Below are 24,763 nucleotides of genomic sequence, written 5' to 3'. Positions count from 1 at the left end.
GACGGTGGGTGCGCTGCGAGCGCAGTCGTCAGATCCTATCGAGACGCGCGTCACCCCCGGGTCTCCCGGTCACGCCTCGGCGGACTCCACGCGCTTCTTCAGGCCCTTCAGCGCCGTCTCGATGATGACCTTCTCCGCCTTGCGGCGCAGCATGCCCAGCAGCGGGATGGAGACCTCGACCGCGAGGCGGTAGGTCACGCGCGTCCTGCCGTCGCCGAGCGGCTCGAGGACGTACGCGCCGTCCATGCCCTTGACCATCGCGCCCGGCTCGGTGATCCGCCAGTCGACCTCGCGGTCGCCGTCCCACGTGTATCCGAGCGTGTAGGTGTCGCGGATCGGCGTCGCGTCGAGGACGAACTGCACCTCCGTCGCCCGGGCGCGGAACTCGTCGAGGTCGACGACCCGCGCCTCCTTCACCCCCGTCGCCCACGACGGGTACGACGCGAAGTCGGCGATGACCGCCATGATCACGCCCGGCTCGGCGTCGACCACGATGTCGCTGGTCGTCTGGTTGGTCATCCAGACCCTCCTGGTCGGTCGGTGCTGCGCCCGTTGCCGACCTTATCGCGCGCCGCGCTCGTCCTCGTCCGGGGCGCTCCCCTGTGTCGCCGCCGGCTCGGGCGGCTCCCCCACCGCGCGACCGACGTCGAGCGTGTCGCGGACCTGCGTGACCCAGCGCTTCAGCCGCTCGCGGTAGTCGCGGTCGATGCGCCGTGCGGCACGCCGCGACGGGGCCGCCGGCACCGGGTCGGCCTGCAGGAAGACGTGGACGATCGTCCCCTCGGCGGTCGCCTCGAGCCACACCTCCGCGGTCCCCTCCAGCGCGCCGCTCACGCTCCACCGCTTGCCGCGGTCGCCGCGGTCCTCGAAGCACCGGAGCTCCAGGCCGGGCAGCACGGCGGCCCACGCGGACTCCGCGCACAGCACCTCGCGCAGCGGACGCGGCGGCACGGCGGCGTACGTCTGGTCGATCACATCGACGGCCGGCATCGAGGTCTCCTTTAGGGGTGTTCGGACCGATGAATGTAACCTGCCCGAGGGGGAGTACGTCGTGTCGACGTACCCAGATCGCTCGATCGGAGGCAGTGTGCGCACCTACGCGACCCCACCCACGTACCAGGTCCCGGACACCGGGAGCATCACCGACGACGTCCTGGTGCGGGTGGGCAAGGACCCGGACCGGGTGTCCTTCCAGCGCAAGGTCGGCGGCGTCTGGGTCGACGTGACGATGGGCCAGTTCCGCGACGAGGTCGTGGCGCTGGGCAAGGGGTTCGTCGCGGCCGGCGTCGCGCCGGGTGACCGCGTCGCGATCCTCGCCCGCACCCGCTACGAGTGGACGCAGGTCGACTACGCGCTGTGGTGGATCGGCGCCGTCCCCGTCCCGATCTACGAGTCCTCGTCGGTCGAGCAGATCTCGTGGATCCTGTCCGACTCCGGCGCCGTGGGCTGCGTCGTGGAGAGCGACGAGCACGCCCAGCGGGTCGCCGCGTCGCGCTCGGAGCTGACCGCGCTCAAGGACGTCTGGTGCATCGACGACGGCTTCGACACGCTCGTGGCCGCGGGCCAGGTGGTCAGCGACGAGGACGTCGCCGCCCGCCGCGACGCGGTCGCGCCGGAGGACCTCGCGACGATCATCTACACCTCCGGCACCACCGGTCGTCCCAAGGGCGCGGAGCTGACCCACGCCAACTTCATGTTCGAGCTCGGCGACGCGATCGACATCCTCCCCGAGATCTTCGACCGCGACGACGCCGTCACGCTGCTCTTCCTCCCGCTCGCGCACGTGTTCGCCCGGATCATCGAGATCGGGGCCATCCGTGCGGGCGTCAAGCTCTCGCACACGCCGGACGTCAAGAACCTCCTGCCGGAGCTCGCGGAGATCAAGCCGACGTTCATCCTGGCCGTCCCGCGCGTGTTCGAGAAGGTCTACAACGGCGCCAGCCAGAACGCGCACGCGTCGGGCAAGGGCAAGATCTTCGACGTCGCGACCTCGACCGCCATCGCGTACAGCCGCGCCCGCGAGGCCGGCAAGCGCATCGGTCCCCTCCTCAAGGCCAAGCACGCGCTGTTCGACCGGCTCGTCTACACCAAGCTCCGCGACGCCATGGGCGGACGCGTCGAGCACGCGATCTCCGGCGGCGCCCCGCTCGGCGAGCGGCTCGCGCACTTCTTCTCCGGCATCGGCGTCCCGGTGATCGAGGGGTACGGCCTCACCGAGACCACCGCCGCGCTCGCCGCCAACATGGCCAGCGACTCCAAGATCGGCACCGTCGGGCGGCCGTTCCCGGGCACCGAGGTCCGCGTGGCCGAGGACGGCGAGCTCCTGTTCCGCGGCGGCCAGGTCTTCCGCGGCTACTGGAACGCCCCGGAGGCTACCGCGGCCGCGATCGACGAGGACGGCTGGTTCCACACCGGCGACGTCGGCGAGATCGACTCCGAGGGCTTCATCTCGATCACCGGTCGCAAGAAGGAGATCATCGTCACCGCCGGCGGCAAGAACGTGGTGCCTGCGGTTCTCGAGGACCGCATCCGCGCCCACGTGCTCGTGAGCCAGGCCGTCGTCGTGGGCGAGGGCAAGCCGTTCGTCGCCGCGCTGATCACCCTCGACGAGGAGTCGATCGGCCCGTGGCTCGAGCAGCACGGCAAGCCGGCCGACACGCCCGTCGCGCAGCTCGCCGACGACCCCGACGTGATCGCCGCCGTGCAGTCCGCGGTCGACGAGGCCAACACGCACGTGTCCAAGGCGGAGTCGATCCGCAAGTTCCGGATCCTGCCCAAGGACTGGACCGAGGAGGGCGGGCAGATCACGCCGACCCTCAAGCTCAAGCGCAACGTCGTGATGCGCGAGCACCGCGACGACGTCGAGGCGCTGTACGAGTAGGCCGTACGCCCCTCGCTCCGCGGCACCAGCCGGTCCTGGCTCCGCGGCAGCAGCCCGCGCCGTACCCCTCCCGCTCCTCCACGTTTGCCACGCCCGCACCGCAAGTGCCCCTCGTGCACCGCGAATCTGCGGTGCACGACGGGGCGTTCCGGTGCGGGCGTGGCAAACGCCACCCGCGGGCGTGCCCACCGGGACGGAGCGGCGTACGACGCGCGCCCACCGGCACGGCGCACCCGCCCCGCTCGGGTACCCCACCGGAACCCAACCGCCCCCACCGCACACGCTCGGGTCAGTGACGCTTCGCTCGGGTACCCCAACGGCGGCGAAGCCGCGAAGAACGGCGCTGGACGTGGAAGAGCCCCGGCCCACCGTGAGGCGGGCCGGGGCTCCTGACGTCTTGCGGGCGCGTCAACCGACGCTGTCCTGACGCGCGTCAACCGACGCGACGAACTCCCGAGATCGGCATCAGGTCCACCGACACGATCTCGACGCTGCGACCCGGACGCGGGGCGTGCACGAGCTTGCCGTTGCCGATGTAGATGCCCACGTGGCTCACCGGGCTGTAGTAGAAGACCAGGTCGCCGGGGCTCATCGAGGAGCGCGACACCGAGCTTCCCATCCCCGACTGCGCCGACGAGGAGTGCGGCAGCGACACGCCGGCCGCGCCGAACGCCGCCATCGTCAGGCCCGAGCAGTCCCAGCTGCTCGGCCCGGCCGCGCCGTACGAGTAAGGCTCGCCGAGCTGCGCGAGCGCGAAGTCGATCGCCTTCTTGGCCCGACCCGACGCGTTGACCTTCGGAGCGCTCGTCGACGGACGGTCGTCACCGCGGGTGGTGCCGCCGTGGTCGTTGTCGTAGACCTCTTCGCGCTCGGCGGGCGTCAGGCTGGCGACCAGCGCCTCGGCCTTGTCGACCCGGTCGTCGAGCTTCGCCTTCTGCTTCTTCATCTCCTTCTCGGCGTCGGAGATGACCTCGAGCTTGGCGGAGAGCTGCTCGCGGCGGACCTTGAGCTCGCCCGCCTCGCGCTCGAACGCGGCGAGGCGGTCGGCCTGGGTGCTGTTGTACGACTGCAGGGCGGTCAGGCCCTCCAGGAACTCGTCGACGTCGTCGCTGGCGAGGAGCTGCGTGGTCGGGCCCATCGGGGAGCTCGACAGCCGCTCGGTCACGGTCTTGGCGAGGGCGTTGCGCACCTCGTCGACCTCGGCCTGCTGCGCCTTGACGTCGGCGCGGAGCTTCTTGATCTGCTTGGTGGCGCCGTCGACCTCGGTCTTGAGCTCGAGATAGCGCTCGTTGGCCTGCTCGGCCTCGTGACTGAGCTTGGCTACCTCGCGCTGCGCCTCGGACAGGCTCGGAGTCTCGGGATCCGCTGCGCTCGGGGACGCGGTGAGCGTGGCAGCGAGGACCAACCCGGACCCGGCGGCGACGGCTGCCCTCATCGACAGCTTTCGGCCGTTCCGCACGTCGGACGGTCTCCTTCGTGTTCTCGACGCCTGCCGGGTGAGCTGACGGGTTCGGGCCAAGAACATGCCCTACCGTCCTCGCGGACGGATTCACCCCAGGAACATGGGTCCCCGGCTCCGGCGTCGATCCGGGGGATCTCGACCGAACTAGGCGGCGCGCCTGCGCTCTCCGGGGTAGAGAACTCCTCAGGCACGCGAGCCTCACCCTATGCGGCAACCGGGTGAGGAATCAACGACACCCTGGGGGAAACTCAGAACTCCCCTGCCATCGCGGACCCGAGGGTGAGAAGACTCACGCGTCCTCGACCGTCTCGCCGTCGACCTGCGTCACGAGCCGGAGCGGAGGGACGAGGCCGGCGGCGCTCAACGCCTCCAGCGCGGCGCCCTCGTCGGCGTCGAGGCTCACGCCCTCGTCGGGCGCGCCGAGGAGCGCGGTCACCACGCAGTCGCCGCAGGCGTGGGGTCGGACCAGGCAGCGGCCGCAGTCGATGGTCAGGAGCTCGCCGTGGCCCGTCGCCGGTCCCGGCTGCTGGTGGAGCACGCGAGATTCGTCCATGTCCGGGACGCTACGCAGCCGCTCTGACAGAAACCGCCGACCCGACACGCCGGTGCTCCGCGCGCCGCGGACCTGTCAGCGTGCGCGCCTAACGTCAGCAGCATGACCCTCGCCTCCGACGCCGCTCCCCCGTCTCCCGTCCCCATCCGCGGCGTCCAGGGCACCCTCGACGAGCTCGGACGGGACCTGTCCGGCATCACGTTCTGCGTCGTGGACCTCGAGACCACCGGGGGTTCGGCGGCGGCCGGCTCGATGATCACCGAGATCGGCGCGGTCAAGGTCCGGGGCGGCGAGATCCTCGGCGAGTTCCAGACCCTCGTCGACCCCGAGGGCCCGATCCCCACCTTCATCACGGTGCTCACCGGCATCACCGACGCCATGGTCGTCGCCGCGCCGAGGATCGGCGAGGCACTGCCGTCGTTCCTCGAGTTCGCCCGCGGCACCGTCCTGGTCGCGCACAACGCCCCGTTCGACGTCGGCTTCCTCAAGCACTTCACCCAGCACCTCGGGCTGACGTGGCCCGGGTTCGAGAGCCTCGACACCGCCCGCATCGCCCGGCGCGTCCTGCTGCGCGACGAGGTGCCCAACTGCAAGCTCGGCACCCTCGCCCGGCACTTCCACTCCGGCACCACCCCCAACCACCGTGCGCTCGCCGACGCCCGTGCCACCGTGGACGTCCTCCACGCGCTGCTCGAGCGCCTCGGCACGATGGGCGTGTCGACCATGGAGGAGCTGGCCACCTTCAGTGCGCGGGTGAGCGCCGCGCAGCGCAAGAAGAGCCGCCTGGCCGACCACCTCCCCCACGTCCCCGGCGTCTACCTCTTCCGCGACCGCCACGACAACGTCCTGTACGTCGGGACCTCCAAGGATCTCCGCGCGCGCGTCCGCTCCTACTTCACCTCGAGCGAGACCCGCACCCGGATGGGCGAGATGGTGGCGCTGGCCACGCGCGTCGAGGGCATCACGTGCGCGACGGCGCTCGAGGCGCAGGTCCGCGAGCTGCGGCTCATCGCGCACCACAAGCCGCCCTACAACCGCCGCTCGCGCCATCCCGAGCGCGCCACCTGGATCAAGCTCACTCGAGAGCCGTGGCCGCGGCTCTCGTTCGTCCGCAAGACCGACGACGACGCCGACTACCTCGGGCCGTTCACCCGCCGGGCGTCGGCCGAGCGCGTGGCCTCCGCGCTGTACGAGGCGTTCCGCATCCGCCAGTGCTCCGGTCGGCTCCCCCGCCGCCCGTCCCGCAGCGCGTGCGCGCTGGCGGAGATGGGCAGCTGTCTCGCGCCCTGCGACGGCACGGCCACCCCCGAGGCGTACGCGCTGGAGGTGGAGCGGGTCCGCACGGCCCTCACCCTCGACCCCGCCGAGGTCGTCGACGCGTCGACCGACCGGATGCGCACGCTGTCCGGGCAGGGCCGGTTCGAGGACGCCGCCCGCGAGCGCGACCGGCTCGTCACGCTCGTGCGGGCCACCCACCGCAGCCAGCGCCTCGCCGCGCTCCTCTCCTGCACCGAGGTCGTGGCCGCGCGTCCGCTCGACGAGCGCTGGCGCGAGTGGGAGGTGCACGTCGTACGCCGGGGGCGGCTGGTCGCCTCGGGCGTGATGCCGGCCTCGACGCCGTCGGCGCCGTGGGTCGTGGCCCTGCGCTCCACGGCCGAGACCGTCGTTCCCGACGACACCCCCGCCGCCACCGCTGCCGAGTCCGAGCTGGTCCTGCGCTGGCTGGAGTCCGACGGGGTGCGCCTCGTGGACCTCGACGGCCAGTGGGCGAGCCCCGTGCGCGGAGCCGGTCGCCACCTCCCGCTCGTCGAGGCGGCGGAGCGCTCGCGTGCCGCTGCGGCCCCCTTCGACGAGGCCCGCTCGGACGGCTGGCGCACCGAGCACCGGCCACGCCGATGACGAGTAGGCTGCAGGCCGTACGCCGACTCGTCCGCCAGGAGGGCCCGTGATCACCGCGATCGTGTTCATCAACGCCGAGGTCGACCGCATCCCGGAGGTCGCGGAGCAGGTCGCCGCGCTCGACGGCGTGAGCGAGGTCTACTCGGTGACGGGTCACATCGACCTGATCGCGCTCGTGCGGGTCCGCCGGACCGAGGAGATCGCCGACGTCGTGGCGGACCGCGTCAACAAGGTCGCGGGCGTCCGGTCGACCGAGACGCACATCGCGTTCCGGACCTACTCCCAGCACGACCTCGAGGCCGCGTTCAGCATCGGCGGCGAGTTCGAGTAGCCGACGCGGGTCAGGCCTCGCGGCGCGAGGCCTCGGCCCACCGACCCAGCGACTCTGCGGCGGCGCCGCTGTCCAGCGCCTCGCGCGCCCGGGCGACGTTGCGCTCCATGCGCGTCACGAGGTCGTCGTCGCCGCCCTCGTACGCCGCCAGTCCCGCAGCAGCGTTGAGGACCACCGCGTCGCGGACGGGTCCCTGCTCGCCGGCGAGGATCCGCCGGAAGACGTCGGCGTTGAAGGCGGGGTCGCCGCCGCGCAGCGCCTCCGCGGGCGACGGGGCGATCCCGAGGTCGCGCGGATCGAGGACGTGCTCCGAGACGGACTTCTCATTATCGGGTCCGGAGACGACCCACACGCGCGACGTCGTCGTGGTCGTGATCTCGTCGAGCCCGTCGTCGCCCCGGAACACCAGCGCGTCGAGGCCACGCCGGGCGAACACGCCCGCGACGACCCCCGCCATCCGTGCATCAGCCACACCGACGGCCATCGCCGCAGGCTTAGAGGGGTTGGTCAGCGGCCCCAGGAAGTTGAACGCGGTCGGGATGCCGAGCTCCTTGCGCGGAGCCGCGGTGAACCGGAACGAGGAGTGGAACACCGGGGCGAAGCAGAAGGTGATGCCGACCTCGCCGGCCAGCTCCGCGACGCGCGCGGGCGTCAGGTCGAGCCGGACGCCGAGCTTCTCGAGCACGTCCGCCGCACCGCTGGCGCTGGACGCCGCCCGGTTGCCGTGCTTCACGACCAGCGCGCCGGCCCCGCGCATGGTCACGGCCGACATCGTGGAGATGTTGACCGTCTTGGCGCGGTCTCCGCCGGTGCCGACGATGTCGACCGTCCGGCCCTCGACCTCGATCAGCGTCGCGTGGTCGAGCATCGTCGCGGCGAGGCCCTCGACCTCGGCGACCGTCTCGCCCTTCGCCCGCAGCGCGACCGCGAAGCCGGCGATCTGCGCGGGGGTGGCGTTGCCGGAGAGGATCTCCTCCATCGCCCACGCGGTCTGCTCAGCCGCGAGGTCCTCGTGGGCGACCAGCGCGCCGAGAACCTCCGGCCAGCGGGTCGCGACCGTCATGCCGGGGCGGTGGTCGCCGCGGGGGCGATCAGGCCGAGGACGGCGTTCGCGAGCTTCAGCGGGTCGATCGGGTGGCTCGACACCCCGTCGGCGCGCGACCAGGTCGCGAGCCAGGCGTCCTGCTCCCGTGCGGTCAGCACGAGCAGCGGCGGGCACTGGAAGATCTCGTCCTTCAGCTGCCGGGCCACGCCCATGCCACCGGCCGGGGTCGCCTCTCCGTCGAGGATCGCCAGGGCGATCCCGCCCGCGTCCATCTGCTGGAGGACGACCGGGAACGTCGCGCACTCGACGTACTCCACCGGCGGCAGGTCCGGGTGGATCCTGCGGCCGAGTGCGGTCGTCACCTGCGTACGGGTGTCGACGTCGTCGGAGTAGACGAGGACGCGAAGCGGGGCTTGGCGCTCGGACGCGACTTCAGTGCTGGGATCGGTCACAGCGCGATCGTAGCGACTCGTGGGCGCGTGAGGCAGGGGCCGGGGATGCCCCGCCCGGATCGGGGGTTAATAATGACACCCGTGGCGACGACATCTGTGATCCCAGCATCCCGCCTGCACGGGCAGCCCAACCGACCGTCCCAGGTCACGGTCGGCACCGTGGTCTGGCTGTCGAGCGAGCTGATGTTCTTCGCGGCCCTCTTCGCCGCGTACTTCACCATCCGGGCGGTCAGCCCCGAGCTGTGGGCGCTGGAGACGGCCAAGCTGAACGTCCCGTTCGCCACGGTCAACACGACGATCCTGGTGCTGTCGTCGGTGACCTGCCAGTGGGGCGTGTTCGCCGCCGAGAAGGGCAAGGTCGGCCGCAGCGGTCGCCTCTGGCAGTTCCGCGAGTGGGGCCTGCGCGAGTGGTTCGCCCTCACCTACCTGATGGGCGCCGTCTTCGTCGCCGGCCAGGCCACCGAGTACGTCGAGCTCGTCCACGAGGGCATCACGCTCGACTCCTCCGGCTACGGCTCGACGTTCTACCTCGCGACCGGCTTCCACGGCATCCACGTCATCGGTGGCCTCATCGCCTTCCTGCTCGTCATCGGCCGCACCTTCATGGCGCGTCGGTTCACCCACGAGCAGGCGATCTCGGCGATCGTGGTGTCGTACTACTGGCACTTCGTCGACATCGTCTGGGTCGGTCTGTTCCTGACCATCTACGCCCTGCAGTAAGGCGCGTCGCCGCCCGTCCCCCGACGGCCCGGCGACGAACCTCCAACAGAAGATCTGATTCAAGGCTTTAATCGAGAGATGGCGCCCTCGCCGGGGCGTCGCTGGCAAGGGGAACGAGGTTCACTCCGTGCGGTTCTTGTCCACCCACCGAAGGCACCCGCTGGCGGGCTACGCGGTGCTGCTCTTCGGCCTGCTCATCGCGGCCGCGCTGTACGCCGCCTTCGCCCCGGGGAAGGCCGACGCCGACACCGCGAACGACACCGCCAAGATCGAGGCGGGTCGTGAGCTGTTCCTCGTCGGCTGCGCGAGCTGCCACGGCATGAACGCCGAGGGCGTCATGACCAAGAGCGGCGGCAACTTCGGCCCGTCCCTCATCGGTGTCGGCGCCGCAGCGGTCGACTTCCAGGTGGGCACCGGTCGCATGCCCATGGCGCAGACCGCTCCCCAGGCCCCGCGCAAGACGCCCGTGTACGACGAGGAGGAGACCGACGCGCTCGCCACGTACATCGCGAGCCTCGGCCCCGGCCCCGCCGTGCCCGACGAGGAGTACACCGACGTCTCGGAGCTCTCGCAGGAGGAACTGACCCGCGGCGGCGAGTTCTTCCGTACGAACTGCACCGCGTGCCACAACTCGGTCGGCGCCGGCGGCGCCCTCCCCAGCGGCCGGTTCGCCCCGAGCCTGCGCGGCGTCAGCGAGAAGCACATCTACGAGGCCATGCAGACCGGTCCTCAGCAGATGCCCGTCTTCAGCGACGACGTCATCACGCCCGAGGACAAGCGGGCCATCATCGGCTACATCAAGAACGTCCAGGCCCAGCCGCAGGGCGGCTTCGGCGGCGGCGGCCTCGGCCCCGTCGTGGACGGCATGTTCGCCTGGATCATCGGAATCGGCGGTCTCGTCGCTGTCGCCGTCTGGCTGGCAGCGCACGGCGCCCGGGTGAAGAAGAAGAGGTCATGAGCTCCGAATCGCACGACGAGCAGCCGCACGACGACGCTCACCCGACCCACGACGAGATCGTCGCGCGCGAGGGCCACGACGTCGAGCCGGCCGAGCCGATCGACAACCCGGGGCTGCCCGAGCACCTTCCGCGTCCGACCGACGTGGACCCCAAGATGGAGAAGCGCGCCGAGCGCCAGGTCGCGGGCATGTTCACCGCCGCCATCGTGCTGGCCGTGGCGTTCTGCGTCGCCTACTTCACCATCCCGAAGGACGCCGAGATCTTCGGCTGGTTCTCGCTCAACCTCGCGCTGGGCGCGACCCTCGGTGCCGCGCTGTTCCTCATCGGCATCGGCGCCATCCAGTGGGCCAAGAAGCTCATGGCCGACCACGAGGTCATCGAGATGCGCCACCCGGCGCGCTCGTCCGACGAGGACCGCGCGGCGGCCATCGAGGCTGTCGACGCCGGTGTCGCCGAGTCCGGCTTCGGCCGCCGCCCGCTGATCCGCAACTCGCTCATCGGCGCAGTCGCCTTCCTCGGCCTGCCGGCGATCGTCATGCTGCGCGACCTCGGTCCGCTCCCCGGCGACAAGCTGTTCAACACCGTCTGGCGCCGTGGCATGCGCGTCGTCAACGACGTCTCCGGCGTCCCGCTGCGGCCCGGCGACATCGAGGTCGGCCAGCTCGTCAACGCTCAGCCGTCGGTGTTCTTCGAGACCGACAGCCACGGGCACGCCGTCTTCCACGGCACGGAGCTGCTCCAGGCCAAGGCGAAGGCGTCGGTCATCGTCGTCCGCATCCGTCCCGACGACATCACCCCGCGCAAGGGGCAGGCCAACTGGGACGTGGACGGCATCATGGTCTACTCCAAGATCTGCACGCACGTCGGCTGCCCGATCTCCCTGTGGGAGCAGCAGACCCACCACCTGCTCTGCCCGTGCCACCAGACCACGTACGACCTCGCCGACGGGGGCAAGGTCATCTTCGGTCCCGGCCACCGTCCGCTCCCTCAGCTACCCTTGGCAGTGGACGAGGACGGCTACCTGATCGCCACCAGCGACTTCCGCGAGCCGGTCGGCCCGAGTTTCCCTGAGGTGCACCAGAACCGTGACTGACACGATGAGCACGACAGAAACGCCGCTCAAGGACACCAAGTTCGGCCAGAAGGCTGCCGGACCGGTCGAGTGGCTCGACGACCGCCTGGGCCTCGGCGGCATGGTGCGCAAGAACATCCGCAAGGTGTTCCCCGACCACTGGTCGTTCCTGCTGGGCGAGATCGCCCTCTGGAGCTTCGTGGTGCTGCTGCTGACCGGCACGTTCCTGACGTTCTGGTTCCAGCCGAGCATGGCGGAGGTCCCGTACGAGGGCTCGTACGAGCCGATGCGCGGCCTCGAGATGTCGCAGGCCTATGCCTCGACGCTCAACATCTCCTTCGACATCCGCGGCGGTCTGCTGATCCGGCAGATCCACCACTGGGCGGCCGCGCTGTTCATGGCGGCGATCATCGCCCACATGCTGCGCGTGTTCTTCACCGGCGCCTACCGCAAGCCGCGCGAGCTCAACTGGCTGATCGGCATCGGCCTCTTCGCGATCGGCCTGATCGAGGGCTTCGCCGGCTACTCGCTGCCGGACGACCTGCTGTCCGGCACCGGCCTGCGCTTCGTCGACGGCCTGATCCGCTCGATCCCGATCGTCGGCTCCTACCTCGAGTTCTTCGTCTTCGGCGGGGAGTTCCCGGGTGAGCTGATCATCGCCCGCCTCTACATGGCGCACATCTTCCTGCTGCCAGGCCTGCTCCTGGGCCTGATCGCGGCCCACATGGTGCTGCTCGTGTACCACAAGCACACGCAGTGGCCTGGGCCCGGACGCACCGAGAAGAACGTCGTCGGCTTCCCGATGCTCCCCGTCTACGCGGCCAAGGCCGGCGGCTTCTTCTTCGTCGTCTTCGGCTTCACGACCCTGATGGCGGCATTCATCCAGATCAACCCGATCTGGACGTACGGCCCCTACAACCCGTCCGAGGTCACCGCAGGCTCGCAGCCTGACTGGTACATGGGCTGGGTCGAGGGCGCCGTCCGCATCATGCCCAACTGGGAGTTCACGATCGGCCCCCAGACGTTCTCCCTGAACGTCTTCATCCCGGCCGTGCTCCTGATGGGCATCCTGTTCACGGTCCTCGCGATCTGGCCGTTCTTCGAGTCGTGGGTCACGGGCGACAAGCAGGAGCACCACCTGCTGCAGCGTCCGCGCAACGCCCCGACCCGTACGGCGTTCGGCGTCGCCGGCATGACGTTCTACGGCGTCTGCTGGATCGCGGGCGGCAACGACATCATCGCGTTGAAGTTCAACCTGGACATCTTCACGATCACGTGGATGGCACGGGTGCTGGTGTTCGTCGGGCCGGTGATCGCGTTCATCATCACGCGCCGGATCTGCATCAGCCTCCAGCGCAAGGACAACGACACGCTGCTCCACGGCTACGAGACGGGCATCATCGTCCGCTCGGCCGAGGGGTCGTACGCCGAGGCGCACGCTCCGCTGCCGGTCGAGAAGGCGTTCGCGCTCACGGCCCGCCAGCGGGTCCCGGAGCTCGAGGCGCCGGTGTCGGAGGACGGCAACGGCGTCCGCAACCCGGCCGGCCGCAAGGCACGGCTCCGGGCGTGGGCGCGACGGTTCTTCTACGCCCACGACGTGGACAAGCCGACCAGGGCCGAGGTGGATGCCGCCGCGCACCACTTCCACGACGAGGTCTATCCGCCGCACGACTTCCCGGACGACTTCTCCGGTGTCAGCGAGACGGGCGTGCCGAAGCAGCACTGACGCACCGCAGCATCAAGGCCCCGCTCCCCCACTCCGGGGGGCGGGGCCTTCGCTGTGCCGTCACCGGGTCGCTCCCTGGCCTCACCGGGTCACCCTCTGGCCTCCGCGGGCCGCCCCGTGGCCGGCGGTTGGCGGTGCGGCGATCCGGAACGCGGCAGTGCCGCTGCACCAGGACGCGGGGATCGCTCCTCCGCCTCATCGGCCCACGCCCCCAGCGCGAACCGCCGGGCCAGATACGGACCCGGTGACGCCAGGAGGTGATCCGCCGGTGGGGACGGCGCTCAGGAGAGGGCGGAGCCCTTGGCGAACTGGGCGTACGAGACGTTCCAGTCGGTCCAGCCGTTCTGCGGCTCGAGCACCTTGCGCTCGGAGTTCACGAACTTCACCGGGTCGCCGATGTGGGAGATGCTGTAGAGCCACTCGGCGTTGCTGGTGCTCAGACCGGTGCACCCGTGGCTCACGTTGGCGGCGCCCTGCGAACCGACCGACCACGGCGCCGCGTGGATGAACTCGCCGGAGTTGGTGACCCGCATCGCGTAGCGGACGTCCTCGATGTTGTAGTACTCCGGATCGTCCTCCGACAGACCGGTCGTCGCCGCGTCCATCCGCTTGACCGGGTACTTCTCCATGATGACCTTGGTGCCGTTGCGGGTCTGGAAGCCCGCCTTGCCGGTCGTGGCCGGGAGGACGCGGGCGACCTTGCCGTTGATCCTGACGGTCGCCTTGTGCCGGGCGACGTCGACCACGGTCGTCACGGCGCGGTTGGTCACCGTGAAGCTGGTGTCGCGGTCCTCCTGGCCCCAGACGCCCTTCGCCGTACGGACGCTGTTGATGCCCGCGTGGACCTTGACCTTCGTGCCGGCCGGCCAGTACTTCTTCGGTCGGTAGTGCACCTCGGAGTCGCTCATCCAGCTCCAGGTGCCCTCGACGTTGGCGCTCGAGGTGACGACGAGGCGCTTCTCCACCTCGGCGCGGCGGGTGACCGGGATGTCGAACCGCACGATGATCGGCATGGCCACACCCACGGTCGCGCCGTCCATCGGAGAGACGGACGCGTACGCCTGCTGGTCGAGGCTGAGGGCCTGGGTCCGGAAGGCCCGGGTGACGGTCGCGGTGTTGCCGTCGTCGTCTCGCGTGCTCACGGTGACCGTGTAGCGCTTGCCAGGCTCCAGGAGACCCTTGGCTGCCCAGGCGCTCCCGTCGGCCGTCAGATCGCCGCTCACGGACGACTTTGCGGAAGCCTTCTTGCCGTAGTGGGCGCTGACGGCGGTGATGGTGCCGTGCGTGGCCCCGACGTTGAGCGTGGTGTCGACGGGGACGTTGCGAGCTCCGTCGTCGACGTTCATCGTGACCTCGGTCGCCGGGGTGGGTGACGCAGAGGCCGACGCCGAGGGAGTCGAGCCGTCGCCGTCGCCAGAGCCCGCGTCGTCCGAGCCGGCGCCGGCGGCGCTGCAGCCCGCGACGAGCGCTCCCACGGCGAGGACGCCGACCCAACGGCGTCCTGCGTGCAGCGCAAGCTGACGTCCCTGAAGCTTCATGATCCCCCTACGAACACACGTACGGCCTCAAAGGGTAGCAATCGCTGCCCAATCGAGGCCGTACGCGCGGTGTCGAGGCGGGAAAATCAGTGGGCGTAGAGCCCTCGGTAGTACTCGAAGACCCAGCCGCAGAGCGCGATCACGCCGAACGGCGTGGCGATCACGAACAGCCACCAGCCGAAGATCGCGCCGAGGATCATCGCCAGCATCGCCAGCGCTGCCCACAGCGGCCACCAGCTCCACGGAGGGTAGAAGCCGTACTCGCCGGCGCCCTCGGCGATCTCGGCGTCGTCGCGGTCCTCCAGGCGGGCGGGGATCTGCTTCGCCACGACCGCGAGGAAGAACGTCAGCAGCAGGCCCAGCAGGGCCGCCATCACCAGCGCGGTCGTCCCCGTCGGGTCCTCGGACGCGATCCAGTAGATCGGCGTCACGATCACGAGGAAGACGGAGATCGATGCGATGATCCAGGCCTCGGCCTTCACCGGTGGTCACCTTCCTGACGCGGGCCGGTCTGCTCGCGGAGCGCCTCTTCGTGGCCCTCGAGGTTGGGGGCGTCGGCGAATCCGCTGTCCAGGTCGTTGTCGACGTGCTCGAGGAGCGACAGCTCCGGGTGGTGCAGGTCGAACGCGGGGCTCTCCGAGCGGATGCGCGGCAGCGACGTGAAGTTATGCCGCGGCGGCGGGCTCGAGGTGGCCCACTCCAGCGAGCGGCCCCAACCCCACGGGTCGTCGACGCCGACCTTCGGGTTGTTGCGCGAGATCCAGACGTTGTAGAAGAACGGCAGCGTGGAGATCGCGAGCACGATCGCGCCGATCGTCGACACCTGGTTGAGGACCGTGAAGCCGTCCGCCGGCGAGTAGTCCGCGTAGCGACGCGGCATGCCCTCGACGCCCAGCCAGTGCTGCACGAGGAACGTCAGGTGGAAGCCGATGAATAGCAGCCAGAAGTGGATCTTGCCCAGACGCTCGTTGAGCATGTGCCCGGTCCACTTCGGCCACCAGTAGTAGAACCCGGCGAACATCGCGAACACGACGGTGCCGAAGACCACGTAGTGGAAGTGGGCGACCACGAAGTAGGAGTCGGACAGCTGGAAGTCCAGGGCCGGGGAGGCCAGGATGACGCCGGTCAGACCGCCGAAGAGGAACGTCGCGAGGAAGCCCAGCGAGAACACCAGCGGGGTGTCGAAGCTGATCGACCCACCCCACAGCGTGCCGATCCAGTTGAAGAACTTCACGCCGGTCGGCACCGCGATGAGGAACGTCATGAACGAGAAGAACGCCAGGTCGACCGAGCCGGTGACGAACATGTGGTGCGCCCACACCGCGACCGACAGGGCCGCGATCGCCAGCGTCGCCGCGACCAGACCGATGTAGCCGAAGATCGGCTTGCGGCTGAAGACGGGCAGCACCTCGCTGACGATGCCGAAGAACGGCAACGCGATGATGTAGACCTCGGGATGCCCGAAGAACCAGAACAGGTGCTGCCAGAGGACGGGCCCGCCTGTGGCCGCGTCGAAGACGTGGGCGCCCAGCTGCCGGTCGGCGAAGAGCGCGAGCAGGGCGGCCGCGAGGATCGGGAACGCGATCAGGACCAGGAGGCTCGTGACGAGCACGTTCCAGGTGAAGATCGGCATCCGGAACATCGTCATGCCGGGGGCGCGCATCGTGAAGATCGTGGTGACGAAGTTGACTGCACCGAGGATCGTGCCCAGACCGGACATGTAGAGGCCCAGGACCCACATGTCACCGCCGACGCCGGGCGAGTTGACCGCGTCGGACAGCGGGGCGTACGCGAACCAGCCGAAGCTCGCCGCGCCGCCGGGCACGAAGAAGCCCGCGACCGCGACCGAGCTGCCGAAGAGGAACAGCCAGAAGCTGAACATGTTGAGCCGCGGGAACGCGACGTCCGGCGAGCCGATCTGCAGCGGCATGATCCAGTTGGCGAAGCCGACGAACAGCGGCGTCGCGAACATCAGCAGCATGATCGTGCCGTGCATCGTGAAGAGCTGGTTGTAGGTCTCTTCGTCGACGATCTGCGTGCCGGGCGCAGCCAGCTCGGCCCGGATCAGCAGGGCGAGGATGCCGCCGATCAGGAAGAACGCGAACGACGCGACGAGGTACATCGTGCCGATCTGCTTGTGATCGGTCGTCGTGAGCATCGCGACGACGCGCTTGCCCAGAGGCTTCGGCGGCGGGACCTCTTCAGGCGTCGCTCCGGCCTGGGGTTCTGCGACCGCAGTCACTCGTTCTCTCCGTTCTCTGCGTTCTGCGCCTCGGCCAGGCCCGCGATACGGGTCGCCTCGGCGCCGCCCTCCGGCTGGCCGATCTGACCGGCCGCCTGGAGCTCCTGCAGGTGGGCGTCGTACTCGTCACGCGAGACGACGTGGACCTTGAAGATCATGCGGGTGTGGTAGAGCCCGCAGAGCTCCGCGCAGCGACCGGTGAAGACACCCTCGCGCGTCGGCGTGACGTCGAACGAGTTGGTCTTGCCGGGGATGATGTCCAGCTTGAAGTAGAACTCGGGGATCCAGAAGGAGTGGATCACGTCCGGCGAGACGAGGTCGAAGCGCACCGACTCGTCGACCGGAAGCCAGAGCTCCGTCGGGTCCGAGGTGTCTCCGAAGTCGAAGACGTCCTCCCCCGCGGTGGCCTCCTCGCCCAGGTAGTTGAACGTGAACTGCCACTTGCTGCCGACCACGGTGATGGTGTGGTCCGGGTCGTCGACCTTCTCGAGCATCTCGTTCTGAGACGTCACGGTCTGCGCGAAGAAGATCGCGACGATGATGACCGGGGCCACGGTGTAGAGGACCTCGAGCGGCAGGTGGTAGCGCAGCTGCGTCGGCACCTCGTTGCCCGGACGGCGCCGGTAGCGGACCATCGCCCAGAACATCAGGCCCAGGACGAGGACCATCACGACGGCGGCCGCGATCCACGCCCCGACCCACAGGACGAACATCGCGTCGACGCGGTCGCTCGCCCCCGGCGGGAGCGCCAAGCGCCCCCAGGCACTCGGATCGTCCGGCGAACAGCCACTCAGCAGCACGATCGCAGCGACGGCGAAACCGAGCCCGAGCGCCTTCGACCTGACCGGTCGACGACGCTCGTCCTGTGCTCGCTTGCCGCGCGCGAAGAGTTCCAGACCCACCAGGCGCCTTTCTGGCTCGAATCGACTCACACCGCAGTGCGCGTGCCGGGCGCCGCTGACGCGACGTCGAACGCCCTCACTGCGAACAGCAGCACCCTACTCCAGACTCGCTGGACGGACCGCTGGAGGTCCCCTCAGAAGCGCGGCAGGCGGTCGTCTACGATGCCCGCCGCCTCGTCGCCGTACTGGGAGCGCAGACGGGCCATCAGGGCCGGTCGCTCGAGCCGGTACTCCTGGGTCCCCGTGGTCTCCACGACGCTGGCCGCGAGGGCGCAGCCGAGCTGGGCGCACTGCTCGTGCGGGAGGTCGACACCCAGCCCCGCGAGGAAGCCGGCCCGGAAGGCGTCGCCCACCCCGGTGGGGTCGACGGCCGTGATGCCGGCGATCGCGGGGACGTCGACCACGGTGCCGTCGGCCTCGTAGATGCTGACGCCCTCCGCCCCCCGGGTGATGACGCGGGTGCCGACGCGCTGCTGGATCTCGCCGGAGCTCCAGCCGGTCTTCTTCTCCGTCAGCGCTGCCTCGTACTCGTTGCTGAAGAGGTACGCCGCGCCGTCGATCAGCGTCCGGATCAGCGCGCCGTCGGCGAAGGCGAGCTGCTGGGAGGGGTCGGCGGCGAAGCGGTATCCGCGCGCCCGGCTCTCCTCGGTGTGGCGGACCATGCCCTCGGGGTCGTCCGGGCCGATCAGCACGATGTCCCAGCCGCCGACGCGGTCGTGGATGGGCTTGAGCTCGATGTCGCGGGCCTCGGTCATCGCCCCCGCGTAGAACGTCGCGATCTGCGCCTGCGCGGCGTCTGTCGTGCAGACGAACCGCGCCGTGTGCTTGGTCTCCGACACGTGGACGCCCGAGCAGTCCACGCCGTGCCGCTCCAGCCAGGACCGGTAGTCGTCGAAGTCCTCACCGACGGCCCCGATCAGCACCGGCTCCTCGCCCAGCGCCGCCAGGCCGAAGGCGATGTTGGCGCCGCAGCCGCCCCGCCGTACGTCGAGGTCCTCGACGAGGAAGGACAGCGAGATCTTGTCGAGCTGGTCCACCACCAAGGAGTCGGAGAACCGTCCCGTGAAGGTCATCAGGTGGTCGTTGGCGATGGATCCGGATACGGCGATCTTCAACGGAGCTCCTCAGAAGCGTGACGCGTGCGCGCCCACGATAGTCGCGGTGGTGGGTGGGAGCCAGACGCACGACGACGGCCGCCCAGGAGGGATCCCCGGGCGGCCGTCGTCATCGGCCGTGCTGGCGCGTCAGAGACTCAGTGGAACGAGTCGCCGCACGCGCAGGAGCCGGTGGCGTTGGGGTTGTCGATCGTGAAGCCCTGCTTCTCGATGGTGTCGACGAAGTCGATCGTCGCGCCGTGGAGGTAGGGGACGCTCATGCGGTCGACCACCAGCGAGACGCCGTCGAACTCGCGGGTCTCGTCGCCGTCGAGCGTGCGCTCGTCGAAGAAGAGCTGGTAGCGCAGGCCGGAGCATCCGCCGGGCTGCACCGCGATGCGGAGTGCAAGATCGTCGCGGCCCTCCTGGTCGAGGAGGCTCTTCACCTTGGCGGCAGCGCCGTCGGTGAGGTTGACGCCCGTGATGGTCTCGCCGGCGTCGGTGCTCTGCACGGTCATGTGTTCTCCCGAAGTCTCTGGTGCGGGGCCGCCCGGATGGCGCGCTGTCAACGTCGAACGCGCGGTCCCGCCGTCTCATTCCCACGGTACGGCACCACGATACGCGGATCACGGCGCCGTACGGCAAGCGTTCCCCAGCGTACGTCGCGTGTCCCGCCGAGCCACGGCGTCCCGCGCTGCGGACGAGCCCGGCAGCGCCGCGGACCAGGCGGTCAGCGGTCGGACCAGGTGCGGGCGACCCGCTCCGCGAGGTGCCGCAGGGACTCGGCCGGCTCTGCCAGTGAGGCCTCCTCGCCGACGACGTCCACCATCGCGTACGCCGCCTCGACCCCCATCGCGCGGCGCTCGCGGGAGCCCACGAGCACCCGCCCCGCGATCACGACGCACGGGCGCAGGGCCGCCCCCGCGACCTCCGCGACGCCGTACACGACCTTGCCCTCGCGTGACGTGACGTCGTACGCGCCCTCCCCCGTCAGGACGAGGTCGCTCTCCCGGGCACGGGCGGCGAGCCCGACGGCGTCGGCGACCAGCGCGACGCCGGGCTCGACCGACGCCCCGAGCAGCTGCAGCGCGAACCCGAGCCCGCCGGCAGCGCCGGCTCCTGGCCGGTCGGCGACCTTGCGCTCCGCCGGCGCCGCGCCGCAGACGGCCACCACCAGGGCGTCGAGGATGCCGTCGACCCGGATGACGGCCGCGTCGTCGAGGCCCTTCTGCGGGCCGAACGTCCGGGCGGCGCCGAGGAGTCCGAGGAGCGGGTTGCGTACGTCGGTGGCGGCGACGAGCGCCACCCCCTCGAGCCGCTGCCGCACCGCGGTGACGTCGACGGACCCGACGCCCGCGAGGCCCCGTGGTCCCGCGTCGAGCGGCACGTCCGCGCGCGCTCCCAGGGCGGCGAGCATCCCCGCTCCCCCGTCCGTGGTCGCACTCCCTCCGAGCCCGACCACGACCCGGGCGGCTCCGGCGTCGACGGCGGCGGCCACGAGCTGCCCGACGCCGTACGTCGAGGCGTCCTCGGGGCTCCGTCGCGGATCGACCTCGAGCCCGCACGCGGCGGCCGACTCGACGTACGCCGTGAGCCCGCCCTCGTCGTCGACAAGGAGCAGCGGCGCGTCGACAGGCGTCCCGAGCGGACCGCGGACCCCCGTGACGACGACGCGCCGCCCGCCGAGCGAGGAGTGCAGGACGTCGACGAAGCCGGGCCCGCCGTCCGACATGGGGACGAGGACGGTCGTGTCCTCAGGGGCGGTCCGCGCCCACCCCCGGGCGATCGCCTCCGCGGCCTGCGGTGCGCTCAGCGTCCCCGCGAACGCGTCCGGGGCGACGAGCACGCGCACGGGTCAGGCCAGCGCCTTCTCGGCGGCCGCGAGGAGCACGCAGGTCGCGAGCCCGTCCATCGCGGCGCTGAGGTCGTCCAGCGACGGGTACGACGGGGCGATCCGGATGTTGCGGTCGCGCGGGTCGCTGCCGTACGGGAAGGACGCTCCGGCCGGGGTCAGCGCGATGCCGGCGCCCTTGGCCAGCTCGACGACCCGTGCCGCCGTGCCGTCGACGACGTCGAGGCTCACGAAGTAGCCGCCCCGCGGGTGCGTCCAGGTCGCGACGTCGTAGGCGCCGAGGCGCGAGGACAGGACCTCCTCGACCACCGCGAACTTGGGCGCGAGCAGGTCGCGGTGGCGACGCATCAGCGCCCGGACGCCCTCGGCATCGCCGAACAGCCGGACGTGGCGCAGCTGGTTGACCTTGTCGGGACCGATCGAGGCGAACTTCAGGTGGCTCTTGAACCAGGCCACGTTGGCCGGCGAGCTGCCGAAGAACGCCACCCCGGCACCGGCGAAGGTCACCTTGGAGGTGGAGGCGAAGACGAGCACCCGGTCGGGGTGCCCGCCGGCCGCCGCCAGCGACAGCGCGTCGGCGGTCTTGAGCTCGTCGGTGCTCAGGTGGTGGACGGCGTACGCGTTGTCCCAGAAGATCCGGAAGTCCGGCGCCGCCGCCGGCAGCGCGGTCAGACGTGCGGCGACCTCGGCGGAGGTGACGCCGCCGGTCGGGTTGGCGTACGTGGGGACGAGCCACATGCCCTTGATCGTCGGGTCGTCCGCCACCAGGGCCGCGACCGCCTCGACGTCGGGTCCGTCCTCGTTCATCGCGACCGGGACCATCTCGATGCCGAGCGACTCCAGAAGGGCGAAGTGGCGGTCGTACCCGGGGACCGGGCAGAGGAAGCGGACCTTCTCCTCGGCGACCCACGGGCGCGGCGACTCCGCGAACCCGTGCAGCATCGCCCAGACGAGGGTGTCGTGCATGATCGTGAGGCTCGAGCTGCCCTGCGCGAGCAGCTGCGGGACCGGGATACCGAGGAGCTCGGCGAAGATCTCGCGGAGCTCGACGAGCCCCTCGAGACCGCCGTAGTTGCGGGTGTCGCTGCCGTCGGCGGCGCGGAAGTCGGCCTCGCCCGGGAGCGCCAGCAGCGCGTTGGAGAGGTCGAGCTGCTCGGGCGACGGCTTGCCTCGCGTGAGATCGAGCGTCAGCCCGCGCGCACGCAGGTCCTCGTAGGCGGCACGCTGCTCCGACAGCAGCGTGCCGAGGGCGTCACGATCCAGGGTGTCGATGCTCATGGGGATCCTTGCGAGACGTGGTCCGACGGTGCGCCCCTGCCGTGTCGGACGCACCGGGTCGAATCTACCGAGTGCCGCCGCCGAGCCCGGGGGCACCCCAGATGGCGAGCCAGCGGCTCAGGTCCTTCTCCACCGGCAGGTCGTCGGTGACGATGCCGCGGACCTGCAGCTCGAGGGTGTTGTCGCGGCGCGGCTCCCCCGCGGGCGCGAACGGGTAGAAGGTGCCGCGCTTGTAGAGGTAGACCAGGCCGAGCGGCCGGTCGTCGGCGGTCGTGAAGTCGACCACGGAGCAGAGCAGCTGCGGGCCGAACCCGTTGTCGACCAGCGTGCTGTTGACCGCGTGGAGGTCGGTGACGAGCCCGCCGACGTCCTCCGGGTCGTGACGGACCACGAGCCAGGTGAAGCCGTACGGGTCGACCGAGCGCTCGACCTTCGGTCCGCCGTCGGCGTCGAGCAGCTCCTGCACGTCGGTCTGCATGGTGCTGAACGCGGCGCCCTCGGTCTGGCGGTAGCAGACGGCGCCGACGCCGGTCGGCCGGATCGACGCGGCCGCCTCCAGCGTGATCGCGGCCGACGGCAGGGCGAAGAGTGCGTCGAGGTCGGCCTGGGCCGGCTTCGAGCGGCCCATCAGGGCGTCCCAGAATCCCATCGCCGGGTCAGAGGGGTCGGCCGAGGTCGGCGGAGATGCGGGCGAGCTGCTCCAGGCGCTTCTCCACCGGCGGGTGCGAGCTCATCAGCCCGGCGAGCGAGTCGCGGGAGAACGCCGGGGTGGCGAAGAAGAAGGCGCTCATGTTCTCCACCTGGCGCAGGTCCTTGCTCGGGATCCGGCCCATGTCGCCGGTGATCTTGGTCAACGCCGACGCCAGGGCGGAGGGCTTGCCGGTCAGGTACGCGCCCGAGCGGTCCGCGCTCAGCTCGCGGTAGCGCGACAGCGCCCGCGTCAGCAGGAAGCTGATGAAGTAGGCCACGATGCTGGCGATCCACACGACCAGGAACATCAGCGCGCCGTTGTTGTTGCGGTCGCGGCTATTGCCCATGAACGGGAACCAGCGGATGAGGAAGCCGGCCAGCAGACCGAGCGAGGAGGCCACCGTCATGACCGACACGTCGCGGTTGGCGACGTGGGCCAGCTCGTGGCTGAGCACGCCCTCGAGCTCCTCGGCGTCCAGCCGGCGCAGGATGCCGGTGGTGACGCAGACTGCCGAGTGGCTCGGCGAGCGTCCGGTGGCGAAGGCGTTGGGGAGGTCGGTGTCGGCGATCGCGACCGTCGGCTTGGGCATGTCCGCCAGGGCGCACAGGCGGTCGATCATGCCGTGCAGCTCCGGAGCCTGCTCAGGCGTCACGACGCGGGCGCGCATCGACGCGAGGGCGAGCTTGTCGGAGAAGTACCACTGGCCCCACGCCAACGCGACGACGATCACCGCGGCCATGGCGGCGTTGGGCATCACCGTGATGAGGACGGCCCCGAAGGCCAGGTAGAGCGCCACCAGCCCGAGGCTCACGGCGCCCATCCGGCGGGTCAGACCCGCGTCGCTGCGAAATCGGGTCTTCGACATGTTTCCTCTCTCAGACCGCTCGTGGGGGGCGGTCGCCTGTTCCTCTTCAACGCACGACGGGCCCCGGTCGTTCCCGCCGCGCTTGCGCTGCGGCGGGAACGACCGTCGTACGACGTGGGCCCGGGTCAGCCCGGGATGAAGCCGTCGGCGCCGAGCAGGTCCTCGACCTCGGCGAGCGAGGCGTCCGGCGGCGGGAGCACCAGGTCTGACTCCACGAGCTCCTCGTCCGGCACCTCCTTGCCGATCTGGCGCACGAGGTCGAGCAGGCGGTTGAGGGCGTCGCCGAACGCCTCCTCGTCGTGGGCGGCGACCGCCGACTCCACCGCGTCGTCGAGCGCGTTGAGCTGGTCGAGGGCGTCGTCGGCGACCTCGAGCTGGCCCTCGGTCATGATCCGGACGATCACGCCTGGCCCTCCTGCTTCTCCTCCGCGGCGGCCTGCGGGGTTGCGTCGCCGGAGCCGAGCGCGGGCTTGTCCGCACCGGTGCCGAGCTGCCGCTTCATCGCCTCGAGCTCGGCGTCGACGCTCGAGGTGGAGGCCAGCGCGTCGAGCTCGCGGCTGATGTCGTCGTTCGGGCCGGCGGTGACGTCGTCGAGCGCACCCGAGGCCAGGAGCTCGTCGACGGCCCCGGCACGCGCCTGCATCTGGGCGGTCTTGTCCTCCGCGCGCTGCACGGCGAGGCCGACGTCACCCATCTCCTCCGAGATGCCGGTGAAGGCCTCGTTGATCCGGGTCTGAGCCTCGGCGGCGGTGTAGGTCGCCTTGATCGTCTCCTTGCGCGTACGGAAGGACTCGACCTTGGCCTGCAGGCGCTTCGACGCGAGCGTCAGCTTCTCCTCCTCGGCCTGCAGCGACGCGTGCTGCGTGTTGAGGTCGGCGATCTGCTGGTCCAGGCCCGAGCGGCGGGTGAGCGCCTCGCGGGCGAGGTCCTCGCGGTTCGCGGCGAGCGCCTTCTTGGCCTGGTCCTGGAGCTTGCCGGACTGCTGCTGCAGCTGGTTGATCTGCAGCTCGACCCGCTTGCGGCTGGTCGCGACGTCGGCGACCCCACGACGGACCTTCTGGAGCAGCTCGAGCTGCTTCTGGTAGCTGTAGTCCAGCGTCTCGCGCGGATCCTCCGCCTTGTCGAGCGCTGCGTTGGCCTTGCTGCGGAAGATCATGCCCATCCGCTTCATGATGCCCATCGTGGAGTCTGTCCCCTTCAC

At 70.5% G+C, this 24,763-nt stretch carries 25 protein-coding genes and 1 riboswitch; of the genes, 7 read left to right on the top strand and 18 right to left on the bottom strand.

What is annotated here, in order from left to right:
* Positions 1-69: 69 nt before the first annotated feature.
* Entirely contained in the window at positions 70-519 is a 450-nt protein-coding gene (locus ACQSSQ_RS07680; protein ID WP_431326440.1) for an SRPBCC family protein, read from the bottom strand.
* A 42-nt stretch (positions 520-561) separates the two neighbouring features.
* Positions 562-990 carry a hypothetical protein gene (locus tag ACQSSQ_RS07675; protein WP_431326439.1) on the bottom strand — a complete coding sequence of 143 codons (429 nt, stop codon included), beginning with the start codon at positions 988-990 and terminating at the stop codon, positions 562-564.
* A gap of 97 nt (positions 991-1,087) precedes the next feature.
* Here ACQSSQ_RS07675 and ACQSSQ_RS07670 point away from each other — a divergent pair, with 97 nt between their 5' ends.
* A complete protein-coding gene (locus tag ACQSSQ_RS07670; protein ID WP_431326438.1) occupies positions 1,088-2,881 on the top strand; it encodes an AMP-dependent synthetase/ligase in 1,794 nt (597 codons plus the stop codon).
* A 433-nt stretch (positions 2,882-3,314) separates the two neighbouring features.
* Here ACQSSQ_RS07670 and ACQSSQ_RS07665 read toward each other — a convergent pair whose 3' ends face one another.
* Together ACQSSQ_RS07665 and ACQSSQ_RS07660 are read right to left on the bottom strand one after the other, a co-directional pair.
* Complete coding sequence (locus ACQSSQ_RS07665) at positions 3,315-4,340, bottom strand: C40 family peptidase (RefSeq protein ID WP_431326437.1); 1,026 nt, start codon at positions 4,338-4,340, stop codon at positions 3,315-3,317.
* 12 nt (positions 4,341-4,352) lie between these two features.
* A riboswitch (cyclic di-AMP (ydaO/yuaA leader) is annotated at positions 4,353-4,484 on the bottom strand.
* Between the two features lie 148 nt (positions 4,485-4,632).
* Positions 4,633-4,896 (bottom strand): hypothetical protein, encoded by a 264-nt coding sequence (locus tag ACQSSQ_RS07660; RefSeq protein ID WP_431326436.1) that lies wholly within the window; start codon positions 4,894-4,896, stop codon positions 4,633-4,635.
* 102 nt (positions 4,897-4,998) lie between these two features.
* Between ACQSSQ_RS07660 and ACQSSQ_RS07655 the strand changes: the two genes are divergently transcribed.
* Both ACQSSQ_RS07655 and ACQSSQ_RS07650 read left to right on the top strand, forming a co-directional pair.
* On the top strand, positions 4,999-6,795 hold the full coding sequence (locus ACQSSQ_RS07655; protein ID WP_431326435.1) for a DEDD exonuclease domain-containing protein: 1,797 nt from the start codon (positions 4,999-5,001) through the stop codon (positions 6,793-6,795).
* Between the two features lie 46 nt (positions 6,796-6,841).
* The gene (locus tag ACQSSQ_RS07650) at positions 6,842-7,126 is read left to right on the top strand and encodes an Lrp/AsnC family transcriptional regulator (protein WP_431326434.1); all 285 of its coding nucleotides are present in this window, start codon (positions 6,842-6,844) and stop codon (positions 7,124-7,126) included.
* 10 nt (positions 7,127-7,136) lie between these two features.
* On the opposite strand, the gene trpD is transcribed toward ACQSSQ_RS07650, so the two are convergent.
* Both trpD and ACQSSQ_RS07640 read right to left on the bottom strand, forming a co-directional pair.
* Positions 7,137-8,189, bottom strand: coding sequence for an anthranilate phosphoribosyltransferase (gene trpD / locus ACQSSQ_RS07645; protein ID WP_431326433.1), 1,053 nt, complete (start codon positions 8,187-8,189; stop codon positions 7,137-7,139).
* Positions 8,186-8,623 carry an Rv3143 family two-component system response regulator gene (locus ACQSSQ_RS07640; protein ID WP_431326432.1) on the bottom strand — a complete coding sequence of 146 codons (438 nt, stop codon included), beginning with the start codon at positions 8,621-8,623 and terminating at the stop codon, positions 8,186-8,188. Before ACQSSQ_RS07640 ends, trpD begins: the two co-directional genes overlap by 4 nt.
* A 72-nt stretch (positions 8,624-8,695) precedes the next feature.
* Between ACQSSQ_RS07640 and ctaE the strand changes: the two genes are divergently transcribed.
* From ctaE to qcrB, 4 genes are all read left to right on the top strand, one after another.
* The gene (gene ctaE / locus ACQSSQ_RS07635) at positions 8,696-9,343 is read left to right on the top strand and encodes an aa3-type cytochrome oxidase subunit III (protein WP_431326431.1); all 648 of its coding nucleotides are present in this window, start codon (positions 8,696-8,698) and stop codon (positions 9,341-9,343) included.
* 127 nt (positions 9,344-9,470) lie between these two features.
* Complete coding sequence (gene qcrC / locus ACQSSQ_RS07630; RefSeq protein WP_431326430.1) at positions 9,471-10,301, top strand: cytochrome bc1 complex diheme cytochrome c subunit; 831 nt, start codon at positions 9,471-9,473, stop codon at positions 10,299-10,301.
* Positions 10,298-11,395: a cytochrome bc1 complex Rieske iron-sulfur subunit gene (qcrA, locus tag ACQSSQ_RS07625; RefSeq protein WP_431326429.1), complete on the top strand. Its 1,098-nt coding sequence runs from the start codon at positions 10,298-10,300 to the stop codon at positions 11,393-11,395. Before qcrC ends, qcrA begins: the two co-directional genes overlap by 4 nt.
* Before the next feature lie 4 nt (positions 11,396-11,399).
* Positions 11,400-13,100 carry a cytochrome bc1 complex cytochrome b subunit gene (gene qcrB / locus ACQSSQ_RS07620; RefSeq protein WP_431326428.1) on the top strand — a complete coding sequence of 567 codons (1,701 nt, stop codon included), beginning with the start codon at positions 11,400-11,402 and terminating at the stop codon, positions 13,098-13,100.
* Positions 13,101-13,381: 281 nt separating this feature from the next.
* Here the strand turns inward: qcrB and ACQSSQ_RS07615 are convergent, their stop codons facing one another.
* The 12 genes from ACQSSQ_RS07615 to ACQSSQ_RS07560 all read right to left on the bottom strand — a co-directional run bounded on the left by ACQSSQ_RS07615 (position 13,382) and on the right by ACQSSQ_RS07560 (position 24,742).
* A complete protein-coding gene (locus ACQSSQ_RS07615; RefSeq protein ID WP_431326427.1) occupies positions 13,382-14,638 on the bottom strand; it encodes a L,D-transpeptidase in 1,257 nt (418 codons plus the stop codon).
* An 86-nt stretch (positions 14,639-14,724) separates the two neighbouring features.
* Entirely contained in the window at positions 14,725-15,120 is a 396-nt protein-coding gene (locus ACQSSQ_RS07610; RefSeq protein ID WP_431326426.1) for a cytochrome c oxidase subunit 4, read from the bottom strand.
* A complete protein-coding gene (ctaD, locus tag ACQSSQ_RS07605; protein ID WP_431326425.1) occupies positions 15,117-16,880 on the bottom strand; it encodes an aa3-type cytochrome oxidase subunit I in 1,764 nt (587 codons plus the stop codon). The genes ACQSSQ_RS07610 and ctaD overlap by 4 nt, the downstream gene beginning before the upstream one ends.
* On the bottom strand, positions 16,877-17,782 hold the full coding sequence (gene ctaC, locus ACQSSQ_RS07600) for an aa3-type cytochrome oxidase subunit II (RefSeq protein WP_431326424.1): 906 nt from the start codon (positions 17,780-17,782) through the stop codon (positions 16,877-16,879). The genes ctaD and ctaC overlap by 4 nt, the downstream gene beginning before the upstream one ends.
* 134 nt (positions 17,783-17,916) lie before the next feature.
* The gene (locus ACQSSQ_RS07595; protein ID WP_431326423.1) at positions 17,917-18,897 is read right to left on the bottom strand and encodes a carbohydrate kinase family protein; all 981 of its coding nucleotides are present in this window, start codon (positions 18,895-18,897) and stop codon (positions 17,917-17,919) included.
* A gap of 137 nt (positions 18,898-19,034) precedes the next feature.
* Positions 19,035-19,394 (bottom strand): iron-sulfur cluster insertion protein ErpA, encoded by a 360-nt coding sequence (gene erpA, locus ACQSSQ_RS07590; protein WP_431326422.1) that lies wholly within the window; start codon positions 19,392-19,394, stop codon positions 19,035-19,037.
* Between the two features lie 212 nt (positions 19,395-19,606).
* Positions 19,607-20,728: a glycerate kinase family protein gene (locus tag ACQSSQ_RS07585; protein ID WP_431326421.1), complete on the bottom strand. Its 1,122-nt coding sequence runs from the start codon at positions 20,726-20,728 to the stop codon at positions 19,607-19,609.
* Positions 20,729-20,731: 3 nt separating this feature from the next.
* Positions 20,732-22,006, bottom strand: a complete 1,275-nt coding sequence (locus ACQSSQ_RS07580) for an aspartate aminotransferase type Ic (protein WP_431326420.1) — start codon at positions 22,004-22,006, stop codon at positions 20,732-20,734.
* A gap of 64 nt (positions 22,007-22,070) precedes the next feature.
* The gene (gene pspAB, locus ACQSSQ_RS07575) at positions 22,071-22,655 is read right to left on the bottom strand and encodes a PspA-associated protein PspAB (RefSeq protein ID WP_431326419.1); all 585 of its coding nucleotides are present in this window, start codon (positions 22,653-22,655) and stop codon (positions 22,071-22,073) included.
* Between the two features lie 7 nt (positions 22,656-22,662).
* Entirely contained in the window at positions 22,663-23,562 is a 900-nt protein-coding gene (gene htpX, locus ACQSSQ_RS07570) for a zinc metalloprotease HtpX (RefSeq protein ID WP_431326418.1), read from the bottom strand.
* Between the two features lie 125 nt (positions 23,563-23,687).
* On the bottom strand, positions 23,688-23,966 hold the full coding sequence (gene pspAA / locus ACQSSQ_RS07565; protein WP_431326417.1) for a PspA-associated protein PspAA: 279 nt from the start codon (positions 23,964-23,966) through the stop codon (positions 23,688-23,690).
* A complete protein-coding gene (locus ACQSSQ_RS07560; protein WP_431326416.1) occupies positions 23,963-24,742 on the bottom strand; it encodes a PspA/IM30 family protein in 780 nt (259 codons plus the stop codon). Before ACQSSQ_RS07560 ends, pspAA begins: the two co-directional genes overlap by 4 nt.
* Positions 24,743-24,763 lie beyond the last annotated feature (21 nt).

Source organism: Mumia spirodelae, assembly GCF_050632745.1.
Taxonomy (GTDB): Bacteria; Actinomycetota; Actinomycetes; order Propionibacteriales; family Nocardioidaceae; genus Mumia.
The sequence above is the reverse complement of the archived record's forward strand: the minus strand, read 5'-3'. Positions and strand labels throughout refer to the sequence as shown.